Annotated in this window: 18 protein-coding genes; 7 read left to right on the top strand and 11 right to left on the bottom strand. The window is 59.4% G+C overall.

Translation table 11 applies throughout. The features are described from left to right. The first annotated feature begins 139 nt into the window (after positions 1-139). Positions 140-1,744 (top strand): phosphoenolpyruvate carboxykinase (ATP), encoded by a 1,605-nt coding sequence (gene pckA / locus VGG64_23075; GenBank protein ID HEY1602505.1) that lies wholly within the window; start codon positions 140-142, stop codon positions 1,742-1,744. A 162-nt stretch (positions 1,745-1,906) separates the two neighbouring features. Here pckA and VGG64_23070 read toward each other — a convergent pair whose 3' ends face one another. Both VGG64_23070 and VGG64_23065 read right to left on the bottom strand, forming a co-directional pair. Continuing rightward, a complete protein-coding gene (locus VGG64_23070) occupies positions 1,907-2,245 on the bottom strand; it encodes a P-II family nitrogen regulator (protein ID HEY1602504.1) in 339 nt (112 codons plus the stop codon). Positions 2,246-2,608: 363 nt separating this feature from the next. After that, positions 2,609-4,003: a sigma-54 dependent transcriptional regulator gene (locus VGG64_23065; protein HEY1602503.1), complete on the bottom strand. Its 1,395-nt coding sequence runs from the start codon at positions 4,001-4,003 to the stop codon at positions 2,609-2,611. 271 nt (positions 4,004-4,274) lie between these two features. Between VGG64_23065 and VGG64_23060 the strand changes: the two genes are divergently transcribed. The 3 genes from VGG64_23060 (at position 4,275) to VGG64_23050 (ending at position 6,331) form a co-directional block, all read left to right on the top strand. Continuing rightward, positions 4,275-4,799, top strand: a complete 525-nt coding sequence (locus tag VGG64_23060) for an RNA polymerase sigma factor (GenBank protein ID HEY1602502.1) — start codon at positions 4,275-4,277, stop codon at positions 4,797-4,799. Further along, complete coding sequence (locus tag VGG64_23055; GenBank protein HEY1602501.1) at positions 4,796-5,329, top strand: hypothetical protein; 534 nt, start codon at positions 4,796-4,798, stop codon at positions 5,327-5,329. The genes VGG64_23060 and VGG64_23055 overlap by 4 nt, the downstream gene beginning before the upstream one ends. A 123-nt stretch (positions 5,330-5,452) precedes the next feature. Further along, a complete protein-coding gene (locus tag VGG64_23050) occupies positions 5,453-6,331 on the top strand; it encodes a hypothetical protein (GenBank protein ID HEY1602500.1) in 879 nt (292 codons plus the stop codon). Between the two features lie 50 nt (positions 6,332-6,381). Here the strand turns inward: VGG64_23050 and VGG64_23045 are convergent, their stop codons facing one another. After that, positions 6,382-7,044, bottom strand: a complete 663-nt coding sequence (locus tag VGG64_23045) for a DUF6655 family protein (GenBank protein ID HEY1602499.1) — start codon at positions 7,042-7,044, stop codon at positions 6,382-6,384. Between the two features lie 220 nt (positions 7,045-7,264). Further along, entirely contained in the window at positions 7,265-8,644 is a 1,380-nt protein-coding gene (mgtE, locus tag VGG64_23040) for a magnesium transporter (GenBank protein ID HEY1602498.1), read from the bottom strand. Positions 8,645-9,041: 397 nt separating this feature from the next. On the opposite strand from mgtE, the gene sthA reads away from it, so the two are divergent. Beyond that, positions 9,042-10,436, top strand: coding sequence for a Si-specific NAD(P)(+) transhydrogenase (gene sthA / locus VGG64_23035; protein HEY1602497.1), 1,395 nt, complete (start codon positions 9,042-9,044; stop codon positions 10,434-10,436). Between the two features lie 9 nt (positions 10,437-10,445). Here sthA and VGG64_23030 read toward each other — a convergent pair whose 3' ends face one another. Next, the gene (locus VGG64_23030) at positions 10,446-12,101 is read right to left on the bottom strand and encodes a PQQ-binding-like beta-propeller repeat protein (GenBank protein HEY1602496.1); all 1,656 of its coding nucleotides are present in this window, start codon (positions 12,099-12,101) and stop codon (positions 10,446-10,448) included. Positions 12,102-12,433: 332 nt separating this feature from the next. Between VGG64_23030 and VGG64_23025 the strand changes: the two genes are divergently transcribed. Beyond that, positions 12,434-13,114, top strand: a complete 681-nt coding sequence (locus tag VGG64_23025) for a DUF1080 domain-containing protein (GenBank protein HEY1602495.1) — start codon at positions 12,434-12,436, stop codon at positions 13,112-13,114. A gap of 117 nt (positions 13,115-13,231) precedes the next feature. Then, positions 13,232-14,401: a DUF1080 domain-containing protein gene (locus VGG64_23020; GenBank protein HEY1602494.1), complete on the top strand. Its 1,170-nt coding sequence runs from the start codon at positions 13,232-13,234 to the stop codon at positions 14,399-14,401. Positions 14,402-14,464: 63 nt separating this feature from the next. On the opposite strand, the gene VGG64_23015 is transcribed toward VGG64_23020, so the two are convergent. From VGG64_23015 to VGG64_22990, 6 genes are all read right to left on the bottom strand, one after another. After that, positions 14,465-14,977, bottom strand: a complete 513-nt coding sequence (locus VGG64_23015) for a PH domain-containing protein (GenBank protein ID HEY1602493.1) — start codon at positions 14,975-14,977, stop codon at positions 14,465-14,467. Positions 14,978-15,156: 179 nt separating this feature from the next. Next, on the bottom strand, positions 15,157-15,672 hold the full coding sequence (locus VGG64_23010; GenBank protein HEY1602492.1) for a TrmH family RNA methyltransferase: 516 nt from the start codon (positions 15,670-15,672) through the stop codon (positions 15,157-15,159). Between the two features lie 232 nt (positions 15,673-15,904). Next, positions 15,905-16,942, bottom strand: a complete 1,038-nt coding sequence (locus tag VGG64_23005) for a hypothetical protein (protein HEY1602491.1) — start codon at positions 16,940-16,942, stop codon at positions 15,905-15,907. A 172-nt stretch (positions 16,943-17,114) separates the two neighbouring features. After that, positions 17,115-18,971 (bottom strand): redoxin domain-containing protein, encoded by a 1,857-nt coding sequence (locus VGG64_23000; protein HEY1602490.1) that lies wholly within the window; start codon positions 18,969-18,971, stop codon positions 17,115-17,117. Positions 18,972-19,193: 222 nt separating this feature from the next. Then, positions 19,194-20,576: a TlpA disulfide reductase family protein gene (locus VGG64_22995; protein HEY1602489.1), complete on the bottom strand. Its 1,383-nt coding sequence runs from the start codon at positions 20,574-20,576 to the stop codon at positions 19,194-19,196. 153 nt (positions 20,577-20,729) lie between these two features. Continuing rightward, positions 20,730-22,832, bottom strand: a complete 2,103-nt coding sequence (locus tag VGG64_22990; protein ID HEY1602488.1) for a penicillin acylase family protein — start codon at positions 22,830-22,832, stop codon at positions 20,730-20,732. Positions 22,833-22,972 lie beyond the last annotated feature (140 nt).

Here is a 22,972-nt window from a genome sequence, read left to right as displayed (position 1 = left end):
GCGTCAAGCGATGTCCCGTGCGGACTATTTTGGCTTGACTCTCTGGGACGGGCTGACAGGACTCTGCCTTTTGTTGTCAAAGCCTTGGACGTCATAGCAACCGGTTCGGTTGGCCGATATTCTTTCCGCGAGAAGCATGATGCACGATACGTTTAATCTGGGCCGCTATGGACTTTCGGTGCCCAACGTTTTGCGCAATGCGCCACCGGCACGATTGTACGAGGAGGCCATCCTGCGCGATCATGGCGTCTTGATGCCATCCGGCGGTCTTGTGGCGCGCTCGGGCAGCAAAACCGGCCGCAGCCCGAAGGACAAACGCATCGTCGATCATGCCGATAGCTCGGGGAACGTGTGGTGGGGTGCGATCAATATCCAGCTCGACGAGCACACGTTTCTCACCAATCTGCAACGGGCCGTGGACTATCTCGAGACCCGGCCGTTGATTTATGTCGTCGATGGCTTTGCCGGTTGGAATCCACGTTACCGGTTGAAGGTGCGCGTGATCTGCGCACGCCCGTATCATGCGTTGTTCATGCACAACATGCTCATCCGTCCCACGGCGGACGAACTCGCTGCGTTCGGTGAACCGGATTTCACCATCTTCAATGCCGGCGAGTTCCCCGCTAACCTGCTGACGGCGCGCATGACGTCGCGCACGAGCGTCGACATCAGCTTCGAGCGCGGAGAGGTCGTCATTCTCGGCACTGAGTATGCCGGCGAGATGAAGAAGGGCATCTTCACGATCATGAACTATCTGATGCCTCTGCGGGGCGTGCTCTCCATGCACTGCTCGGCCAATGAGGGCATCGACGGCGACGTCTCGTTGTTCTTCGGCCTATCGGGCACCGGCAAGACCACGCTTTCGGCCGATCCGCATCGTCGGCTGATCGGCGATGACGAGCATTGCTGGAGCGACGAGGGGGTCTTCAACATCGAAGGGGGCTGCTACGCCAAGTGCATCGGTCTCTCGGCCGCGGCCGAGCCAGAGATTTACCAGGCGATTCGTTTCGGCTCAGTGCTGGAGAACGTGGTCTTTGACGAGGCCACGCGCGAGCCCGATTACCGCGACGATTCGTTGACCGAAAACACGCGGGCCTGCTACCCGATCGAGTTCATTCCCAATGCCAAAATCCCCTGCCAGGGCGGCCATCCGACCAACATCATCTTCCTGGCCTGTGACGCTTATGGGGTTTTGCCGCCGGTCAGCAAGTTGTCGCCTGCCCAAGCGATGTATCACTTTCTGAGCGGCTATACCGCAAAGGTCGCGGGCACGGAAGTGGGCGTGACCGAGCCGACGGTCACGTTTTCGGCCTGTTTCGGCGCCGCCTTCATGGTCTGGCACCCCACGAAATATGCGACGCTGCTGGCCGAACGAATTCGCGCGCATAACGCTCAGGCATGGCTGGTGAACACAGGCTGGAGCGGCGGGGCTTACGGTACCGGCGCGCGCATCAAGCTGGCCTACACGCGGGCCATCATCGACGCTATTCACTCGGGCGAATTAGCACAGGCGCCGACGGTTATCGAGCCGCAATTCGGACTCGAGGTGCCGCAGCATTGTCCGGGGGTGCCTGATGCGATTCTGTTGCCCAAGCAAACCTGGGCTGATGAAGTCGCGTATCAACGGACGGCCGATAAGCTCATCGCCCTGTTTCGCGCGAACTTTGCCCAATACGAGCAATTCGCCAACGAAGAAATCCGCAGTGCCGGCCCCCGCGCTGGTCACGCGGTGCGCTCGTCCTGAGGCGAACTGCCTGTGCCACTTGAACTCGATGAGCGCACACGTTATCGCCGATCTCACTCTGCGGCTCGATAATCGCAGCAAAAAAAATCGGAGAGCGAAGTCCGCCTAAGCTTCGCTCCCCGATCACTGATTCGATTCTCTGCGGCAGCAGACGCCGGTGCCCTACAGGGCGGCGTGGTCGGTCTCGCCGGTGCGAATGCGCACGACCTCGGTGAGATCGCTGACGAAGATCTTGCCGTCGCCAACCTGCCCGGTGCGGGCCTTGCCGACGATCGCATCGACGACCGTGTGGGCGTCGGCAGCCGAGACGACGACTTCCAACTTTACTTTCGGGATGAAGTCCACGGCGTACTCCGCACCGCGGTAGGTCTCGGTGTGCCCCTTCTGGCGGCCGAAACCGCGCACTTCCGACACGGTCATACCGTGGATGCCCTTTTCAGTGAGGGCGTTCTTCACGTCTTCCAACTTGAAATGACGGATGACGGCTTCGATCTTTTTCATGGCTCAACTCGCTTTCGTACTCGACGCCCTAATTTGCTCTACTGTCCGCCTCACCCGGAACCTCCAGATGCCGGCAGTCATTAAAGCAACGCCTGTGCCGTGCGGCAATGTATCGGTGCATTATTCCCGCCGGGCATCTGGAACTGCTGTGCTTGCTTGGAGTTCGGACGCGCGTCTCGCGCCAATTGATTCGTCAAGGCAATTCGGTGGGTTTCTCACGCGCGCGACATGGCAACGATTTCTGGATTATCAGCAGCGCCACGTAAAAGCCAGCCTGTGATTTAACTTACGTCGTTCGTCGCGCGCCCCGAGTAAGTTGTCACACGTTTGTGGCGCGCAATCCCGACCCAGGCCCTGGCTGGATCACCCGCGAAAACTGCCAGCGTCGATGCCGTGATTCTTCAGCAGCCTGTACAGGGTGCCACGGGGTAACTGCGCTTCGAGTGCCGCGGACGTCACTTCACCGCCGTGTTGTCGCAAGAGTTCGATCAAGTATTGCCGCTCGAATTTGGCCATGTGGTCGTCACGTGCGCGGAAATAGCCTCCGGCTCCGTTCTTGGCCCCCCGGTCCGCGCCAGCGCTAACCACGAGCGAGTCGGGCAGATTCTCGACCCCGATCATCGAGTTCGTCGATAATGCCAACGCCCGGCGGATCACGTTCTGTAATTCGCGCACGTTGCCTGGCCAGGCGTAGTGGGCCATGACTTGATACGCTTCGGGCGTGATGCCGGCCACAGGCTTATTCATCTCGCGGCTGTATTTAATGGCGAAATGTTCCGCCAGCAGGCCCAGATCGTCGCCACGTGCCGAAAGGGGGGGCAGGTTGATGCGCACCACATTGATGCGGTAATACAAGTCCTTGCGGAAGCGACCCTGCGACACCATCGCGTCAAGATCGCGAGCGGTCGCCGCCACGATTCGCACGTCGACATCAGTTTCTTGCCGTCCGCCTACACGACGAATCCTGCGCTCTTGCAAGGTACGTAGCAGCTTGGCCTGCATCAATAGCGGCAACTCGCCCAATTCGTCGAGAAAAAATGTCCCCGCGTCGGCGAATTCCAAAAGGCCGATGCTGCGGTTCTCGGCCCCCGTGAAGGCTCCCTTCTCGTGGCCAAAAAACTCGGCCTCGAGCAGATTCTCGGGTATGGCCCCGCAATCGACCGGCACGAAGGGGCCACCGGCCCGACGGCTGCGCCGGTGAATGCTGCGTGCCACTAGCTCCTTGCCAGTGCCCGTATCACCTACGACCAGCACGTCGACGCCCGAGTCGGCCACCTGATCAATCGTTTCGAAAACCTTCCGCATCGCGGCACTCGTGCCGATGATGTCGTCGAAAGTGTAAGGACGTTCGACCTGGCGGCGGAGCAACTCGCGCTCGGCATCTCGCCGGCGCTGTCCAAGCAGCCTGCCTAACGGTTCGGCAAGCATACCTGCAACCAGCGGCTGAGACAGGTAGTCCGCCGCTCCCAATCGCAAGGCGGCGGTGGCGCTGTCGACGGTCGGCGGATCGCTGACAATGACCACCGGCAGGGCGGCATCGCGCCGCCGCGCCGCGTCGACTAAGGCCAGGGCTTTCGTGTTGGGGGGGCAAATGGCGACGATCAGCGCATCGAACGACTCATCCGCCAAACGTCGGTCGGCGATCGCCAGATCGGCCTCGAAAACCAGCTCACAGGCCGGCAGCCCCTCGACAGCTCGCGCGTAAAGTTCGCGCTTAGAATGGTCGGCATCGACAATCAAAAGGCGGGAGTCTTTCACCAGGGGCTCCTCGACAAGCTCTCGGCTGGCACGGAGTCCGCCTCACTCCAGGCACAAAAGGGGTTTTATAAAGCATCCATCAGCCGTGACCTGCCGTCAACGGCCCAAGTTCACTGAGCGGAGAGTTCGTCGGTGAAGGGTACAATGGGCCGGCCCACGGCGCAACGCCTCAAAATCGATCCGGTGCGCGGTACAAACCTCGTAAAAATCCGGCTTCTTGCCCCCTGGCGTGCAATTTATTGGTCGTTCCGGCGTTGTTTAGTTTGTAGTCATGGCCAACCGCATGCCCGATACCGAGCGTTTGACCGAGTGGGTGCGGGACCACGCGCGGGCGGTACACGGGTATCTGTTGGCCTTGGTTCGAGACGGACATGCGGCCGAGGATTTGGTGCAAGAAGTGTTCTGCCGCGCCTGGGAATCGCGCGATCGCTATGCCGAGCAAGGAAAACCGAGGGCCTACCTGCTGCGAATTGCCGACCGGCTGGCGTGCGATCGCGCCCGTCGAGGCGGCCGCGAACAATCAGTGGATCCCGATCAATGGCAGCAGATCGAGCCACGTAACCCGGACGGCACACCGCTGGCCGCTGTGTTGGGGGCCGAAAACCGGCAGCAACTGGCCGATGCCCTCGACGCACTAACCGAAGTGCAACGGCGAACGCTTTTGTTACGGTATTACGGCGACCTAGACTTCAACGAAATTGCCCGCATCATGAACAGCCCCACAAACACCGTGCTCAGCCACGCGCGACGAGGGTTGATGGCATTGCGGCGGTTGCTGGTGGAGAGGTCCGCGTGACAGGCATGAATCACGACCCCTTACAAGACCCACAGTTGGCGGAAGCCTGGAACGCCTTCGCACAGTTGATCGCGGCAAGCGACTCACCGCTTGATGAAGCGGGACTAGCGCAGCGCGTCGTGGCACATGCCGTTCGGCGGTCACGTCGGCGGCGTTTGCAAATGGGTGCCGGACTGCTGACCCTCGCGGCAGGGCTTGTCGTATGTGTGTCGTTTGTCACGCGTGTTCCTCGCGGCGAGCCGGATCTCGCGGCAGCGGATGCAAGTCGCGAATCTCGGATCGATAAGGTCACAATCCCCACCGAGACCGAGGTCCAGGAGCTAGCAACTCGTGACTTTGGAGAAAGTATCGCCAAAGAGAATGCTGGCGAAAACCTGGCATGGGATGACGAGCTGGCGGTAGACGCCGCCTCGCTGGCCAATGACGTGCAGGCTGTTGAGCAACGGTGGCAGGAACAGCCCGATAGTATCGCGTTGCTGCAAACCCAAGTCGACAAGTTGGAACGTGAGATAACGGATGGAACGTTGTGACGCAATTGCAGAACGATGACTGCGGAACGATGAACGGGCTGTCGTCTGCTTGAACGCGCAGTCGGAATCGTTCCTTGATGTTTGTTGCACTCCTACCTTGCAATCCTTTGGGAGGAAATAACCATGACCTTACGAAGCCTCAGCTGGCTGGCTGTTTGCCTGCCGTTGCTGACCTGCCATGCTTCCCTGGCTGACGACGATCAATCGGTGGCGACCGAAGCCGCAAAGCCGGCCGATGACGCAAAAAAAGCCAGCGATGCAAAAAAGTCCGATGACGCTCCCAAGACTGAAGATGCCAAGCCGGCGAAAACGACCGAGGCCGGTCCGGCGTCGCGTGGATCGTTGCGCGGACGAGGTCTGCCTCCCGGCCGGCGCCCGGCGGGCGATGCCGTGCGTGCTGGATTAGGGGCGGCCGTACGTGCGGCGGGTGCGTTGCAGAACGCCGATCAACCTCATGACGAGGTTCTTGATCCCGAGCAGCGCCGGCCGCCGCGGCCAGGCGAGGACCGTGCCTACGCACCGCCGGGCGGATTCGCACCCGATGGCGACAATCCGCCGCGCCCCGATGGTCCGCTGCCGCCCCCACCACCGCCCGGTCGCCCTGGTGAAGACGGCCCCCCGCTGCCGCCGCGGCAAGGAGGTGGCCTTCGTGGCCTCGGGTCTGGCCTTCGCGCGCAGCAGGTGATAGGGCCGGATGATCCAGAAATGGGAAAACTCAATGCCGAGGAAGTCAGTCTCGACGTGAAAGCCCGTGGGCTGGCGGAACATTATCGCCGCGCGACCAACGACAGCCGTCGCGCAGAGCTACGCGAGGAGTTGGCGGACTTAGTGACGCAACACTTTGAAGTTCGTCAGCAGCGGCGACAATTGGAACTCGAGCGGCTAGAAAAACAGCTCGATCGGCTCCGCGGCGCGATCGATAAGCGGACAGTGGCGCGCGATTCGCTGATCAAGCAACGCACGGAACAATTACTAGGCGAAGAACAAGACGCCGGCTTCTAGTTCGGGTTTTGCAACATTGGTCGGCATTTCCGTATACTGACCCAAGACGGCTATCGGACTGAGGTCGCCGGCTCATTTCGGCGGGCAATGTTCGACGGCACCAGTACTGACTCGGTGTCACCCGTGGCCGTGGCAATTTCCTGCGGGACAGTACCGGTCTGCATCGAGCCCATTCCCAGCATGTTCCAATTCTTCTGGTCGCTGCGCGCCAGCGAGCAGCCGGAATTGATCACGGCCTGATGAGACTTTACGTCCATCGCAATGATGCTCAGTTTGGCGGTGCCGATCGCGCGAGTGCGAGTGAAGATTGCCAGCTTGGGTATGCCGATGGGCGAGGGAAGCGGCAGCGGAATCGCCGGAGTGCCGACGAACCATTCGGTACGGTCGGTGCCCAAGCCGCCACTGCCCACCTCGACGACGACGTCGGCATCTTCTCGCTTTTCAACGAGCGCGCAGCCCTGTTGCAGCAGACGCTGGTGCATCGCCACGATCACGTAGTTCTTATCCACGCAGTCCAAGTACTGCGAATCGACAAATACCTTGGCGCGTGCGATCGGAGCCAGATCGATCTTGTCGAGCGCCCGATCCGTGGCGCTCGAAATCAACAGTTGCTCGACGCCCGTTCGCGCCGTGTCCGATTCCTTGGTGGTCATGCAGCCACCGGCGACACACAACAGAGACAGGGCAGCAGCGAACCAACGACGCGGCTTCATGACGAGGCCTCGCAAGACAGATCGGGGAATGAGATGCGATCAGGCGTGAAGTGGGCAGGGCAACGCGAGAGCGAGCGAGGTTGGAGCGCGCGGCCGTCGGCCGCAGCGCTCATTGAAATCTATCGGCCGTAGGGGCAGGACCGATTGACGCGATTTTTCCGCTCTGCTGCGCGGAAATCGATCGTCAGAGCGATTGCTGGCATGCTGGCGCCGGCATGCGTCACAGCGGCGTGCCGCGCAGCACGATCATGGCCACCGTGAAGTAGATCATCAGGCCGGTCACGTCGACCAAGGTAGCGACAAACGGGGCTGAAGACGTCGCCGGATCGAACCCTAGCCGTTTGAGCAAAAACGGTAGCATCGCCCCCGAGAGGGCTCCCCACGTCACGACGCCCACAAGCGATAGCCCCACCGTCAGCCCGCAGAGCGCCCAATGTGGCCCATAAATGTCCGAAACAGAACTCCACAAGGCGATGCGCAGAAATCCGATCGTGCCGAGTAGCGTTCCCAGCATCAGTCCCGAGGCTAGTTCCCTGCGAAGCACGCGTGCCCAATCGCGCAGCCGCACTTCCCCCAGCGCCAGTGCCCGCACGATCAGCGTGGCGGCCTGGGATCCGGAGTTGCCGCCGCTGGAAATGATCAACGGGACGAACAAGGCAAGGATAACCGCCTTGGCGATTTCGTCCTCGTAGTAAGCCATGGCCGTCGCGGTCAGCAGTTCGCCCAGGAAGAGAATCACCAGCCACGACGCGCGCTTGCGAACCATGACCAATAGTGGCGTTTCCGCGTACGGTTCGTCGAGCGCTTCGGAACCGCCCAATCGTTGAATGTCGCGGGTGGCTTCTTGCTCGGCTACATCCAGTACATCGTCGATCGTCACAATGCCTACCAAAAAGCCATGCGAATCGACGACGGGCAGGACCGTGCGATCATATTTGCGGAAGACATCGACCGCCTTCTTCTTGTCGTCGGTAACGATCAGGCTGACAAAATGGCTGTTGAGTAGCGCCGATACAAATTCGTGCAGCGGCGCCAGTAGAATCTCGCGAATTCGCAAGTCGTCGATCAAGCGATTGTCGTTATCGACGACATAGACGACGTTCAACGTCTCGCTGTCCTTGCCATGAGCGCGGACATGGTCCAAGACATGCTTGACCGTCCATTCTCGCTTCACGGCGATGTAGTCCGGGGTCATCAGCCGGCCCACGGTATTTTTGCCGTAGCTCAATAGCGACCGCGTGATGGCCTGTTGCTCGTCCGATAATAGCGGCATCAGGCGCGCCGCGGTCTCAACGGATAACTCTTCGAAGAGCGCGGTCCGGTCGTCCGGCGCCATTTCATTGAGCACGGCGGCGCCTGCGGCGTCGCTGAGCAACGCCAGCAGCTCCTGTTGAAACTCGAGGTCCAGATATTCAAAAGTCTCAGCGGCTTGACTCGTGCCAAGCACGGCAAACAGCTGCGACCGTTCGGTGGAGTCTAACTGGCTTAACAGCGCGGCCAAATCGGCGGCCAGCCACGATTGCAGCGCGTCGCGTAATGTGACGAAATCCTGCTCGGCGATCAACTCTCGGACTTCCGGCAGGGCAAGTTTGCCTAACATGCCAATCACCTTTCTAAGGGCAAGAAAATTCTGCCAACGTGTGCTTCGCGACCCTGACGGGCGAGGCGATCCAAGGTCGCCCATAATCGCGCCGGCCGTTGCTGTGGAGAATAAACCAACACGGCCGCACGAAACACTCTGGCGACAAAAAAGGGGGGCAAGAACCCTGAAAATCGGGTCGTCATTTCGAAGCCACTGTCACGGCCGGCGACGAGCCCCCTTGGTGCGATGCCGCAAGTCTTAGTAGAATCCCTGTTCGCACCCGCACGCCCGGCACGCCCTCTGCCGCCTTAGTACGAAGTAAATTTGATTCGCGGCAACGCATCGATACGACGCCGTTCTCCGCGGACAACGGATTGTCGACCCTAACTTCCCGGAAAGCGTGCGCAAAAATCTGATGAACAAACTCCATTTCGACGTAGTGGTAATCGGTAGTGGTCCGGGCGGTGAGGGGGCCGCCATGCAGGCCGTAAAGCACGGTAAAACCGTGGCCGTGGTCGAGCAATTCAACAAGATCGGCGGCGGCTGCACCCATTGGGCCACCATCCCCAGCAAAGCGCTGCGGTATGCCATCTTTCAGATGACCGAGGCGAACCGAAATCCGCTGTTCCGCGCTGCGGGCGTGTCGCTGCACTTTTCTGTGGCCGAACTGCGCCGTTCGGCACAGCGCGTTATCAGCCAACAGATCGAAATGCGATCAAGCTTCTACGAACGCAATCACGTACCAGTGTTTACTGGACGGGGGCGTTTCATTGATGACCATACTGTCGAAGTCAGCGAAGATAAAACCGTCCAACAGCTGGCGGCCGACGCCTTCGTCATCGCCACCGGCTCGCGTCCTTATCGTCCGCCAGATATCGACTTTGGCCATCCGCGCATTTTCGATAGCGATACGATTCTCGATCTCGAGCAGACGCCGCAGTCGATGACGGTCTATGGCGCCGGGGTCGTGGGCTGCGAATATACCACAATGTTCAAAAACCTGGGCATCAAGGTCAACCTAATCAATACGCGCTCGAAGCTGCTGGAGTTTCTCGATGACGAAATCATCGACGCCATGGCGTATCATATGCGCGATCTCGGTGTGCTGATTCGCCACGACGAACAATACGAACGTGTCGAGCCGCGCGATGACGGAGTGATCGTGCACCTGAAGAGCGGCAAGCAACTCAAGACAGACATCCTGCTATGGGCCAACGGTCGCACCGGTCAGGCCGGCGGCTTGGGTTTGGAGCAAATCGGCATCCAACCTAACCAGCGCGGACAACTCGATGTGAACGAAACGTTTCAGACGGCGCTACCACATATTTACGCGGTGGGTGACGTCATCGGATTCCCCGCGTTGGCAAGCGCCGCTTATGTGCAAGGGCGGTTCGCGGCCACGCATATCATCACCGGACGAAAAGAATGCGCGCTAATCCGCGACATTCCGACCGGGATCTACACCAGCCCCGAAATCAGTTCGATTGGTCGCACCGAGCGCGAGTTGACCGCCGAAAAGGTGCCCTACGAAATCGGTCACGCCCTCTACAAGCATCTGGCGCGAGCGCAAATAACAGGCCGCCAGGTGGGAATGCTGAAAATCCTTTTCCATCGCGAGACGCTGCAGATCCTGGGCGTACACTGCTTTGGATCGAGCGCGTCGGAGATCATCCATATCGGCCAGGCGATCATGGCGCAGTCGGGCGAGGCCAACTCGCTGCTGTACTTCATCAATACCACGTTCAATTACCCGACCATGGCAGAAGCCTATCGCGTGGCGGCCTTGAACGGCTACAACCGCCTGTTTTGACGAGCCGGACTATTCGACCCCGTCTTCCTCCGGCTGTGGCGCATCGCGTGGCTCGTTTGGGTTGGCCAAGGGCAGCTCGTAGCAGGCCATTTCGAGATGGTTGCGCACCAGGGCCCGTCCGCCAACCAGAACTGGATTGTTCCAGGTCTTCCCCTCAATAGCTTGGATCCGACTAAGCTCGCGGTATTCCTCCGGTGTAGCCTCGACCAGGGCCAACTCCCCCTTTTCGCTTAGCACCAGCAGTAAATCGCCCGAGAGCAAAATCTGACCGTGGCCGTAACGACCCTTTTTCCACAGCCGCTTGCCGGTGGTCAGATCCAGGCAGGCCATGATCCCCTCGTCGAGCCCGTATAGATAACCGTTGTGGGCAATCGGATTAGCATAAGAGCATTTCATCAGGCGGTTGCGCCACTTTTCCGTCGCGGTCCATTGCCCCTCGTTGGCAGACAGCTCCAACAGCGCGCAGCCCGCTTGCGACGTGATGATCACATGCGTGTCGTCAAGAACGACAGGCTGGGCGGCGTTGATGTCAAAGTCGCTAGTCCAGGCGACTCGCCACAGTTCGCTGGCATCGTCAGGATCGAAGCCCGCCAGGCCTGCCGCGTCAAAGACGAGAATCTGTTGCTTGCCGGCAAGCGTGGCGAGCATCGGCGAGCAATAGCTTGCCTTGGCCTTGCCGCCCCGCCCCACGATGTCTCCCTTGTTCGCATCCACGCACAAAATGTCCGCACTCGCATCCGACCCTTGCTGCGTGCCGGGGTTGACGATCACGCGGCCGTCATAGACGAGCGGCGACCCACTCATCCCCCAATCGAGATTGCCTGATCCGTTCTCGGCGAGAATGTTCGTCTTCCAGATCTTGTAGTTGGCAGCCAGATCGAGCTTCACCAGGTCGCCTGTCGCTCCCAGTGAGTAGACGCGTCCCTGATGGATCGTGGGCGTAGCGCGAGGGCCGGGACCACCGACTCGTTCGTTGAACAACGCCGGATAGGCATACGTCCAATGCTGACGGCCACTTAACAAGTCGTAACAAACAATCACTTCGTTATCGCCGCGTTGCTCGATCGTAACGGCCAGATCGCCGACCACGGCGAACGATGCATACCCTTCGCCGCAGGGGTGGCGCCAGAGACATTTCGGGGGCTGCTCTTCCCAGTTTCTCGCGAGCGCCGGTCCATCGACGATCCCGTCCCACTTCTGACCGCGATACTGCGGCGAGTCTTCCGCGCGGACGCGCGGCATGGGACGGCCGGCTTCTTGTTCCACTGGCAGGGGATCTTTCATTTCCGCTTCAAGAAATCCCTCCAGGCGGCTTTCGCGTGATTCCTGCCAGCGAAAATCGAACGTCGGTTCCATGTCGCCCGAGAACTCCACGCGTCGCACGCTGGCAACAACACCTATGGCCAACAACAGTAGTACCAAACCCACCGAGGCGCGAGTCCGCCGCGCCGCACCGGCAAATCCAAAAAACCAAATGCCAATGATCACACTGGCCAAGATGCACGCCAAGAACGAAAACGTCGACCGCATACCGCGATCGAAGGCGTCGGCTGGCAGCAGCCAAAACGTTGCGACGCTGGCTGCCAAGAGTACGAGCGTCGCGAGGGGCACTCCCTTGCGGCGTAAACCGGATGTGGCTCGCGGCAATTCGCTCTCTTCGCGCATCTAAGCACCTTGAATTTAAGAACCTCGAGCATTCTGCTGTAGCTCGAACGCAAAAGCTTCACGACAAAGCGGCGGAGGCACGAAGAAGACGCGATACATGACGAGATGATGCCGTATTGTATGCCCTTCGCGTGGCCGGCTACCAGGGATGTTCTGGACGGTTACCGCACACAATATGACCCCGGCGCGACAACAGCCATAAACATAAATGCGTCCCGGAACGACAGCGATTCTCTCTCTTGGCACTCGAACTGCCTGGAAGGTCGGATTACAATTCGACCATTCGCTATCCACGCCCCGCCCACGTTTCACCCTACCTGAGGAGAAGTTCGATGCGTACCGGAAGAACGCTCGCATTCGCCTTCTGTTTGGCCGTCACTTCGCAGGCGCTTGCCGCCGACAACGAGCTCACTCCGCAAGAAAAAGCGGAAGGCTGGCAATTGTTGTTCAACGGTCATGACACGACCGGTTGGAAGTGCAACAACAACGAGGCGATTGCCACGCCGATCGAAGATGGCGCGCTCGTGCCCTACAAGGCCGGCGGCTACTTGATCATTTACAACAGGCAGTTTGCCAACTTCATCCTCGAGTGCGACGTAAAGATGGGTGACGCACAATGTAACTCGGGGATTTTCTTCCGCGTCGGAGACCCGGCCAATCCGGTCTACACCGGCTTCGAAGTGCAGGTCTTCAATGGCAAGGGCAAAGGATGGCATGATTTCGGTGCGATCTACGATCTGGTTGCACCAACGAAAAACGCCAGCAAACCGAACGATTGGAATCACGTAAAGATCAAAGCCCGCGGCCCATTCATCACCGTCTGGGTCAATGATGAGGAAGTGTCAAAGATCAACGTCGACGAATGGCCCGAAAAAGGGAAACGGCCCGACGGCTCGAAACACAAATTCGGTGCCGCCATCAAAGACATGCCTCGTTCCGGCTATCTGGGTTTTCAGGATCACGACCACAAGTGCTGGTATAAGAATGTCAAGTTGCTGGAGCTGAAGCCGTAGCAACCTGTTTGCACGTGCCCGTGTTTATGTTCGCGGCCCACTCGTGCCACATCGGGTTTTGTTGGTTGCCGCGGTTATTATCCCAACGATTTGACGACATCAACGAAAGGTGTTCGCATGCGCTGGTATGTGTTGGCTTGGGGATTGCTCGCGCTTTATGCGACCACCGCGCTGGCAGCCACGGAAGGGGTGACGACGTCACTGTTCAATGGTAAGGATCTGTCGGGCTGGCACGTCACCCGTTGCGAGGCCGGTGTCGAAAATGGCTCGCTGGTCTTGCAGTCTGGCAACGGATTTGTTCGCACGGATCACAAATACCGTGACTTCACCTTGGAATTGGACTGGAAAGCCCGCAAGGCCGAGATGTGGGACTCGGGCATTTACATCCGTTCCGAGTTGCCCGGCGCCACAGGACGCGCCTGGCCGACCAAGTACCAGGTGAATCTAGCCCAGGGGATGGAAGGTAACATCAAGGATCTGCCGGACGCGTCGAGCACCGGCCTGGTCCTGGCGGGTCAGTGGAACCACTTTAGATTGACCGTGATTGGTAAAACGGCCGCGCTGGAAATCAATGGCAAGCCAGCCTGGAAAACTGATGCTGTCGCCGTGCCAGATGGTTACATTGGGCTGCAGTCCGAGGTGCCAGTCGGCGGGCAGTTCGAGTTCCGCAACATTCGCATCACCGAGCTTGGTTATCACGCGCTGCTCGGCGAAACCCTGCGCGGTACAGACGGCTATGGTTGGGAAGGCGCTACCGCCGATGCCGCCACGTGCTGGAAGCTGGCCGACGGTGTACTCGAATGCACAGGCAAGGCGGGGCCCTGGCTGCGCAGCCTGCGGGAGTACGGCGATTTCAACCTGCGACTCGAATACAAGCTACAAGCAGGCGGCAATTCGGGCGTGTTCATTCGCGTGCCGCACGATGGCACCCATCGAGAGCAGGAACCTCCTGACAATGATCCCAGCGGAGTCGAGGTGCAGCTACTCGACGACGCCGACAAACGATACGCCGACATCTTGCCCGAACAGTTCGCCGCCAGCATTTACAAGGTGGCCGGAGCCCAGCAGCACGTCGGTCACCCGGCGGGGCAATGGAACACTATGGAGATCGATTGCCACGACACGACGTATCGTATCACGCACAACGGGGTGGTGGTCGTGGATGTAAACGCTGAGAAAGTGCCTGAACTCGCCAAGCGTCAGCTGCGCGGCTATCTCGGTCTGCAAGACCATCGCGAGCCCGTATGGTTCCGCAACGTGCGAATCAAAGAGGATGCTGGACGATGAACTGCGAAATGATGATTGACGCGAAATGACGAATCGTAGGTCAGCTAATTCATCATTTCGCGATCATACCGCCAAGGCAGCCTGGTGCGCGAGCACGTTCTTGACCGATGTGTAGCTCCGCTGGGTCTTCAGGCAGACCTGCCTGAAAGATTCGGGGCGAGGAACGGCCGACAGGCGAAAGGTCTCGATCTTGCCCTTGCGAAAGATCATCTCGCCGCAGGGAAACCATTCCTGCCCAGGCAAGAACTCGATATCGATGGCGTCGAAGTCGTCGAGCAACACCGAACTCTCTGGCGCGGGGACGATTCCCTTTTCGATGATCAACCGGCGATTGGTCAGGCGATAGCGTCGGTTGAAGCCCGGGGCCAGGAGCATGAAGAACAACCCCAGGGCGACCGGTATCGAGGCGATTTTCCAAACATTGCCGACCGTCCAGATATTGCCGATTCCCAGGCGACTCTCGTAACGCCGCCCCAGGAAGCGGCCCAAACCTGTCACCGCGATCGACGGCCACACGGTCATGACGGTAACTTCGCTTGACGTCGGGGGAGCAACCCCGGCAATTGCCTGTTTCATCGCGAACCCTCGAGAGCAGTCAGCAGAGACAGTTTTGGCGGCCACCGGTCAGGGCCGGAAAGGGCCAGCCTGAACCAGCTTAAGAGGATAAAAATTAGCACATCCGGGTCCCGGTCGCCAGTGCCGGGCTGTGCCTGAACTGTGCGGGATAGTACGACTACCAACGCCGTTGCATCCGCTCATCCCGCGGGGAACTGCCGGCAGTACTCGTAGAGGGCCATGGCCGTAGCCGTGGCCACGTTGTGGGCGTAGGGGAGCCCGTAGACCGGAATCTCTACCACTTGGTGGACCAGTCGCAGCACGTCATCCTCCAAACCCTGCCGCTCGTTGCCTACCACTAGGGCGGTCTTGCGCGGAAAGGGAAATGTATACAAGCACTGCGATCCGGTCGTCTGCTCGAGGCCGACAAGCTGAAATCCCTCTTCCCGCAATCGCACTAAGGCGGGGGCCAAAGTGCGATGAACTTCCAGCGACAGTCCGGCCGGATTCTGCGAATCGAGGCTATCCCGAGCGATCTTGCCGATCACTTTGGCATGACCGCAGCAAATAATCCGCCGCACACCGCAACAGCCGGCCGCGCGTACGATGCGCGAAAGGTTGACGTTCGTGCGCAACGGCGCGCAAGCCACGACCAATTCGCGCTCTCGTACCAGCTTCGTGGGAGGTTTATGACGCTCGTGTGCAAATTCGGTCATGGCCACCGTTGAGAAAATCTGCTCTGCACGCCGAAGTTTTTCACCGACAGACCTCGCGGATTGAAGCAGATTTTTTACAGATGGACGATGAGCGACAACGAGCGTGGTTCCAAATGGCAATGCACGAGATCCGCATCCATCTGCAAAATCTCTGTAATCTGGGGAGCTACATATCCGACAGGCCGAACAAGTCGAAACACCGAACCCGACTGATTTAATCTGCGCGTCGCGGCTATTTCACTTTTCCATCAATGATACCGTCGAGAATCTCTGTAATGTTGTCGAACGCGTCGCCGGCGAGCCCGTTGCGTCGGGCGTATTCGTCGAGCGTGAGAATCGTGAATTCCTTTGCGGCGTTGATCCGTACCTCGCGCGCCGCGCGCCCCGAGGGAATCTGTCCCGCCAGTGAGTATTCGGTGATGCGGACCGTGCTGCGGATCGTGCAATCGTCGGCGCTGGCCGGCGCGGCATATGGCTTGAAGTAGACGAGCTTTTGCAGCCCGTCGATCGTGCCGAAGGCGTGCAATTTCACCGCATCGGCAGGGCTCCTCGCAAATCTCGTGAGATCGACGCGCATTCGCACGAATAGCAACTCAAGCGTGGGAATGGATTGCAACTCGCCCGATTCTTCGTTGGGGATCAGCTTAGTGCCCTTGATGCTGACAACCAGGGTGCGCAATGACTGGGGCTCGCGCCGGTCGGATGTTTTTAGAAACAAGCCCAGGCTACGAACGTTGCTCACGGCCACTTGCTGTAGCGCGGCGAACTCGGTGGTTGTTTTTGACTGGATGTACTCGCCCACGCCGGCGATCGGCAGGTAATGCAGATAGGGCACGCCGTCCGGTGCCGCACGATGCACCCGCGCTTGCAGACAAACGTAGGTGTTGTCAATGACGTCCAGAATCGAGGAACTGGTAAAAAACGGCAGCTCCTTTTGATCCGCTGCGGTCATCCGCGTGCCATAATCGATGATCGGCCAGCGTCCCCAATCAAAAAGCAGACTCTGCGCCGCACCGGGCGCCTTCACGTCGTAATAGACGTGCTGATCAAAACTCGGCTGCACCAAAGGAATATCCTTAGGCAGTTGCACACACCCCAGGTTGCTCTTCTCGTGCGCCTCGGCAACCTCTGCCGGCGTGCGCGGAATTCGCTCAATGATGCGGGTTACCAGCGGCGCCACATCCGCCGCACAGACGCGCGCGGCGCACGACAACCAGCAGAACAATAGCCATAGCGCCGGCAGCATGGCGTTGTCTGGCCAGCGAGTCATCGGTAGGTCACCCGGAGAATGCGTGCTGGAATCAATACCCGCGAGCATTCTGCGGCGCAGTGCGTACCCTGTCCAGGCAGGCAACTGCCCGAGCGGTCAAAAAACCGCGGCCTAAGACCCTGGCGGGCATCGTCGGGCTGGTTTTAAGCGAACAGCTCCTGCCAGCCGCAGGCTATTCTCCGTCGCCGTCACGTTCGATGGCCGTGCCGTCGCGAGCGCCGTCTTTGCTCGCATCGCCTGCCGCGGGCGTGTCCCCCTGAGGTGACTCAGCGGCCACTTTGAGGGTCAGATCCTCCGCGGGATCGATCGACGCGTAGAAACCGAACATCATCTCTTCCCACGTCTGGTCGCCGAAACGGACCTCACTCTTGGGATCGGGATTCGCCAGGTTCTCGGGCGAATTATCGAAGTGTGCGATGCAACGCAGCACCGAGCCCTTGGGGACCTGCACCGGTTCGGCAAATTCGTAACGTAGTTGCCAGTTGAAATCCCAGTTTGGCACATCGAGCAGGACCTCGCTTCGCCCATCCGGATAATCGAGCACGTAGCGAAAATCCTTACCGCGCAGGTGCATGTGCGGGGTCATATTCAACAGCAGCATGTCGCGACGGAATTTGTGCTTGGCGCTGACTTCGTAGTTCGACTCGCCAGGTGGAATCTTCAGCGACAGGTTGCCCACCGCGTCGCCGTGAATCTTCTTCTTGACCGTCTTTGCATCGGCGAACTTCACGCCAATCATGCTGCGATCGGTGGTGGCGGTACCGTTAGGTGTGTAGTGCAGCTGAAACAAGAGCTTCGAGCCTGCCGGTACGAACGTAGCCGTGCCTGGCGGATGCACGTCGGCCGGGTTGCCGGGGGCGTAACCGCCCAGCCCCGTCATCATTTGGTCGTCGGCGCCGGGACGCTTGATGAACACAATGATGTGATGCACCACCGCGTAGTTGCCGGGTCGCGATTCGGTGGCCTGCACCCATTTATCCTCCGTCCAGCCTGGATCGACCGTAAAGTACTTGTACTCAACAGTTCCTTCGGAAGGTACGTCATAGGGCTTTTCGTCCATATAGATAACCTGGTCCGGCGCGCCGATACGCCACCCCTTGGCGAATTCTCGTGGCGCGGGCAATTGGGCACGGTCCCCTTCGGGGCAGCCGTTGTCGACCCAGGTCGCGATAAAAGCTTTCTCTTCGAGGGTCAGCCGCGCATCATTGGTGAACTTGCCGTGGTCCGGGCTAGCGAACCAGGGCGGCATGCGTCCCTGATCGACGACTTCGCGAATCGTTTCGGCCCAGCCGACGATGTCGTCGTAGGAATCCATTGCAAACGGCGCGACTTCGCCCGCCCGATGGCATTCCAGGCAGCGATTCTGCACAATGCGTGCGATTTGGTTCGAGTATGTAACTTCGCCATGCGGCTCGCGTTTGACGCGACCGATCAAGCAGCCATCGGCCTTGATCATGGGTTGGCTGACCGGCTTGCCGGCCAACAACTCGTCGATGGCCGCGGCCAGGTCGCGGCGCTCCAGGCGCGGCTTGGCATAGCCGGCGCCGGTCTTGAAACCGAATTGATCGTCTATCCGCCCTGCGTAACGCACCACGCGGTCGGCATCGAGCAGAAAGACTTCCGGCGTTCGCGTGGCACCAAAAGCATCGGCCACGCGGTTGTTCATATCTTTCAGGACTGGAAACTTAAGATCATACATGCGGACGAACTGAGCGAGCTCGGCCAGTGAGTCTTGCAGGTTTGCGTCGATGGCGACGAACTTCACCCCTTTGGATTCATACTCGGCCGCGAGCGCCCCCAGTCGCGGCGCGTATTGCTTGGCCAGTGGACACTCAGTACCGATAAAGGCCACGACCAGCAATTTTCCGTCGCTAAGCTGGCTCAGCTCTTGTGACTTACCGTGCGTATCCGGCAACGAGAACGAGTCGATCTGTCGGCCGACCACGTTTGGTGCCGATTCAGTTGCCAATGCCTGTCCCGATGCCACAAGGGCAACCGCCACAGCCGCCACTTGCAACGTGCCGCGCATGAGTCACCTCACGAAGTATTGATATGTCCCAGGACGATCCTGCCGCCACGGGTCGGAGCGGTGCGAATTCGCGCTTGCGCCGTCCCAAAGGCCAATGGTTAGCTATCAAACCTTTTATCGGCCCGATCGGGGTTTGTAAATAGCTTGAGTGAGAAAATCCGCGGGGCGAGCAATGGTGGCGAGCATCCGCCTGCCTTTGGGGGGGGCACCAGGTTTCCACTGCTAGCGCCTGGCCAGCAGCTTTTCGACCGTCGTGATGACACTCTTGGCCAGGTTCCGCGAATAGCCCACATGGATATCGCGCACCACGCCTTCTTGGTCGATAATCAGGAGCGTCGGAAAGCCTTGCACGCCGTACCTCTCGGACAACTCCGCGGCCTTGAGCGTGGGGTAGGAGATCGCCATTTTTTCTGTCACGAAGCGCGCGTCCTCCGCGTCCTTGTCCGTGTTCATGCCGAAGACTTCGACCGGACGCCCTTGGAAGTGCGCGGCCACCTGCTGCACTTGCGGCATCGCGCGGATGCACCAGCCGCAACCGCGGTACCAGAAGTCGAGAATCACCACCTTGCCCCGGCAAGCCTCGATCGAACGGGTGGTTCCGGTGAGATCCATCGTCTCCCAGCTCGGCGACGGCTTGTCGAGCACTTCGGCGGTGCGCTGAACCTGCCTCTCGGTATAACTGGCCATTCGCGCATGGTTGGCGAGGTCATTGTCCAGCTGTGCCTGAATGATGTCGGTCTTCAGGGCCTTACGTAGATCCTCGAGATTCGCCTTGGCCGTGGCCAATAACTGAGCGGTGCGTGATGGCTGCTTGCCCGCGCGTTCGACAAGTTCGTCACATTCTTGTCGGACGGCGAAGTAGTCGTTCATCTCGACAGCGACCGCGGTACTCCAATTCAGATCGCGCTGCTGGACGCTGACGAGTATCTCACGACGATGCGCCGTGCCGCCAATCGTAGGACCCTTGTATTCCTGAACGCTTTCAAACTCGACGCGATCGACGAGACCACGGCTTGTGTCGAAGAAAAACGATCTCTTCGGCGAGCTCAAGAAGATGTTGTCCAGCGCACTCTTGGGCATTTCCTGGATTTCAACATGCCCGGCTTCGGCGCTGGGCTGTACGATTGCATACTTGCTTTTCGTGCCGGTTCCGGGGTCTTCGCCCTGCCAGCTTTCTGCCTGTGCCGTCGGAGGCAACAGCGGTAGCACGGATCTTATGTCGACAGTAAATCCAATCGTCGGGTTTTCCTCGATGCGACCGTCACGCGAGAGATCGCACCAGGCCAGCGACGCGCGCTCCGGAGCGAAACTCTCCTGGCCTTTGTCAGACGTCCGTTTTTGCGCTGTCGCATAACGCACCAGCAATCGCCAGCCGCCGTCGGCATTTTGCCGCACGACCAGCAGCTTCCAAGAGGTCTTGCTGCTAACGTTGATGAAATCGTTCTTGAACCCATTTGTTCCTTGGTAATTCAGCTCCTGTCCAACGCGAAGTTTGTAGCGTGGCGGCGCACCATCCACTTTGGCAGGACCATCGTCGGCGCGCACGGTCGGAGCAAGGAAAACGACGATCGCCACCACATTCGCAAATGGTAGACAGCGGATCATTTATGCCCTCCATTTATTAGCGACGGTCGATTGAATAACCCTGCCAGCTCGGCACCAGTTGCGCAAGGGCGTTAGCGCCAGTGCGACATTCTCCCCGTTAGGCCCTGGCGGAAGGCAGATGTTTTTGCACGGGTGCTTTATTCATCCAACGCTCTAGTTGTATTCCAGCTTTTTCGTGCTGGTGACGTGCTGTTGCAAGCCATCGCGATCCATGAAGAACGTGTCCTTCGCTTTGCCCGGTCCAAAAAGCTTGGCCGCTTGATCGTCCCAGTGACCGGACTCGGGATGATCGCTTTGACCTAGGGGAACTACCATGTACGATCGCGGCGGCTTGGAAAGCACCACGATCTGCGTCGAAGTCTGGCCGCCGTGTCCGATCTTTTGATCGCCGACAGTGTCAAACGAAATGGCCCGCGGCGTCGCCATGCCGGCTTCCTTCACCGTACCGCCGCCGACCGGATAGCTCTGTTTGCCCCCTTTGCGGGCGACGCGAAACACGTCTCCGTATCGGGCGTCTACGCTGCCTGCTTTACTGCGGAGCCATTCCGTTCCTTTGACGAGTGCCGCAAACGTGTCCTGGTCGCTCAGGTCCGCTGGCGGTGCGATGGCTTCCGAAATCTTGCCCCCCAGTCCCATCTTGAACGCGTAATACGATAGCGCTCCGGTAGATCCAGGATCCGAGCGGCGATTCCATTGCTGAATGTTGTCGTAGGTGCCTTTGACGTCGGGCGTCTTGGCCGATTCGGCAGCCGTTTGCCAGGCCCGCGACAAGCGTTCTTGCCACTTCTCGGCGCCGAGAACCTGCGGCGAGAAGGCCAGGTCGATGGCTTCATCGACTGTTACAGATTCGTCGGCTTGCAACAACTCAGTCACCATCGCAGCGCGTTGGTGGGCACCGCGGCCGTCGTCAAAGAACAAATACGGTCGCTTGGCGCTTTGCTTGGTCATTGGGCTTTCACGCATCATGTAGGCCGGAGCGACATTGCAGTTCTGCATGTAGCCGCAGGGCGGGTTCGTGACCTGGACGAGGTCTTCGAAACGATGAATACCCGCGAAGTCGTTCTTCGACACATTGCCCGGCACCGGCCGGTCCGTCGGCAGGCCGTGATTGCGGATGGGAACGCTGCCGTCGTGTACATAGAAGATATCGCCGTCGACTGTGCCGATCATGATGTTCTGCGGCATCAGCTCGCAAGTCGAGAGCGCCGCCTTGATCTGGTCGAGACTGCGAGCCGTATGCACCTTGTACAGTTCTTCCATCAAGCCGGCACGATCCACGTAGGCCAAGGCCATCGTGTATGCCTTGTTATCTTTGCGCGCGACAACCGGGCCGTGGTGCGTCGAGGCAACCTCGAACTGCTTGTCGACCAGCTTATCGCCGTCGCGCACATGTAGCGTGATCTTGCGCGAGGTCATGTCCCGCCATTTGCCGTCGACTTGATATTGCAGCGGGTTGTCGGGATTGACGGTTTCCTCGTAAACGTCGGCCGTATCCGGTCCCCCCGTGGTCATGGCCACCGAGGCGTACTGAGTGTGCCCCAGCCCGGGCATCGGCAGCCCCAGGATCGCGGCACCGCTCAAAGCGAAATCTTCTCCGGTGGCATACATTCGCTGCTCGTAGAAACGAAACGGCCCGTACCAACTCAGGTGCGGGTCGATCAGCGCGATGACCTTGCCGTTGGCGCTGCGCCCCGGGGCGATCACCCACTCGTTGGATCCGCGATATTCTTTCGCAGCGGGCTTGATGCCGATCTTCTCGATATCATCCTGAGCTTGCCCCTCCGGCCAGCCCCAGATGATGAACCGGCTGAGCATGATGGGATGATGGGGCTCCAGTTTTTGCGCCCACTTGGGTACTTGCTCGGGATGCTCGTTCATGAACTTCTCGACCCCTGCGATATAGGCCTGGCAAGCGCCCTTTAGCTTGGGATCCATGTGATTGTAGTGATCGCGGGCGACCTCTTCGTGCTGCCAGACGCGCGAACGATAGTCCTGATCGACGAGTGACGCGCCGGCCACCTCGGCCAATGTGCCGGCGGCCAGCCGATAGTTTTGTAGCAACTGCTCAAGCCGATCTTCAGCCTGTGCATAACCGGCGCCGTAAGACGCACCGGCTAAGGTCTCGGCGTAGATGTGTGGTACGCCGAAATCATCACGATAGATATTGATCGTTTCCGCCCGCGCTGCCACCAGCGAAATCAGCAGCAGCCAAGCAAGACAAATGCCTTGCAGCACATCGAGACATTTCGTGGGCATCACGTCCTCCGCCAGAACAAAAGGAACAGGAAAACAGCACCGATTTGCCCTCTTGTTTACGCACCCGGAGCGTCCGCGACGAACAGCACCAAGCATGGGAAGTTCGTATTGTCGTTGCGCCCGAGTCGCCAGTCAAACCG

It is taken from the genome of Pirellulales bacterium (assembly GCA_036490175.1).
Classification (GTDB): domain Bacteria; phylum Planctomycetota; class Planctomycetia; order Pirellulales; family JACPPG01; genus JACPPG01.
This window is presented reverse-complemented; position numbering and strand designations above follow the sequence as displayed.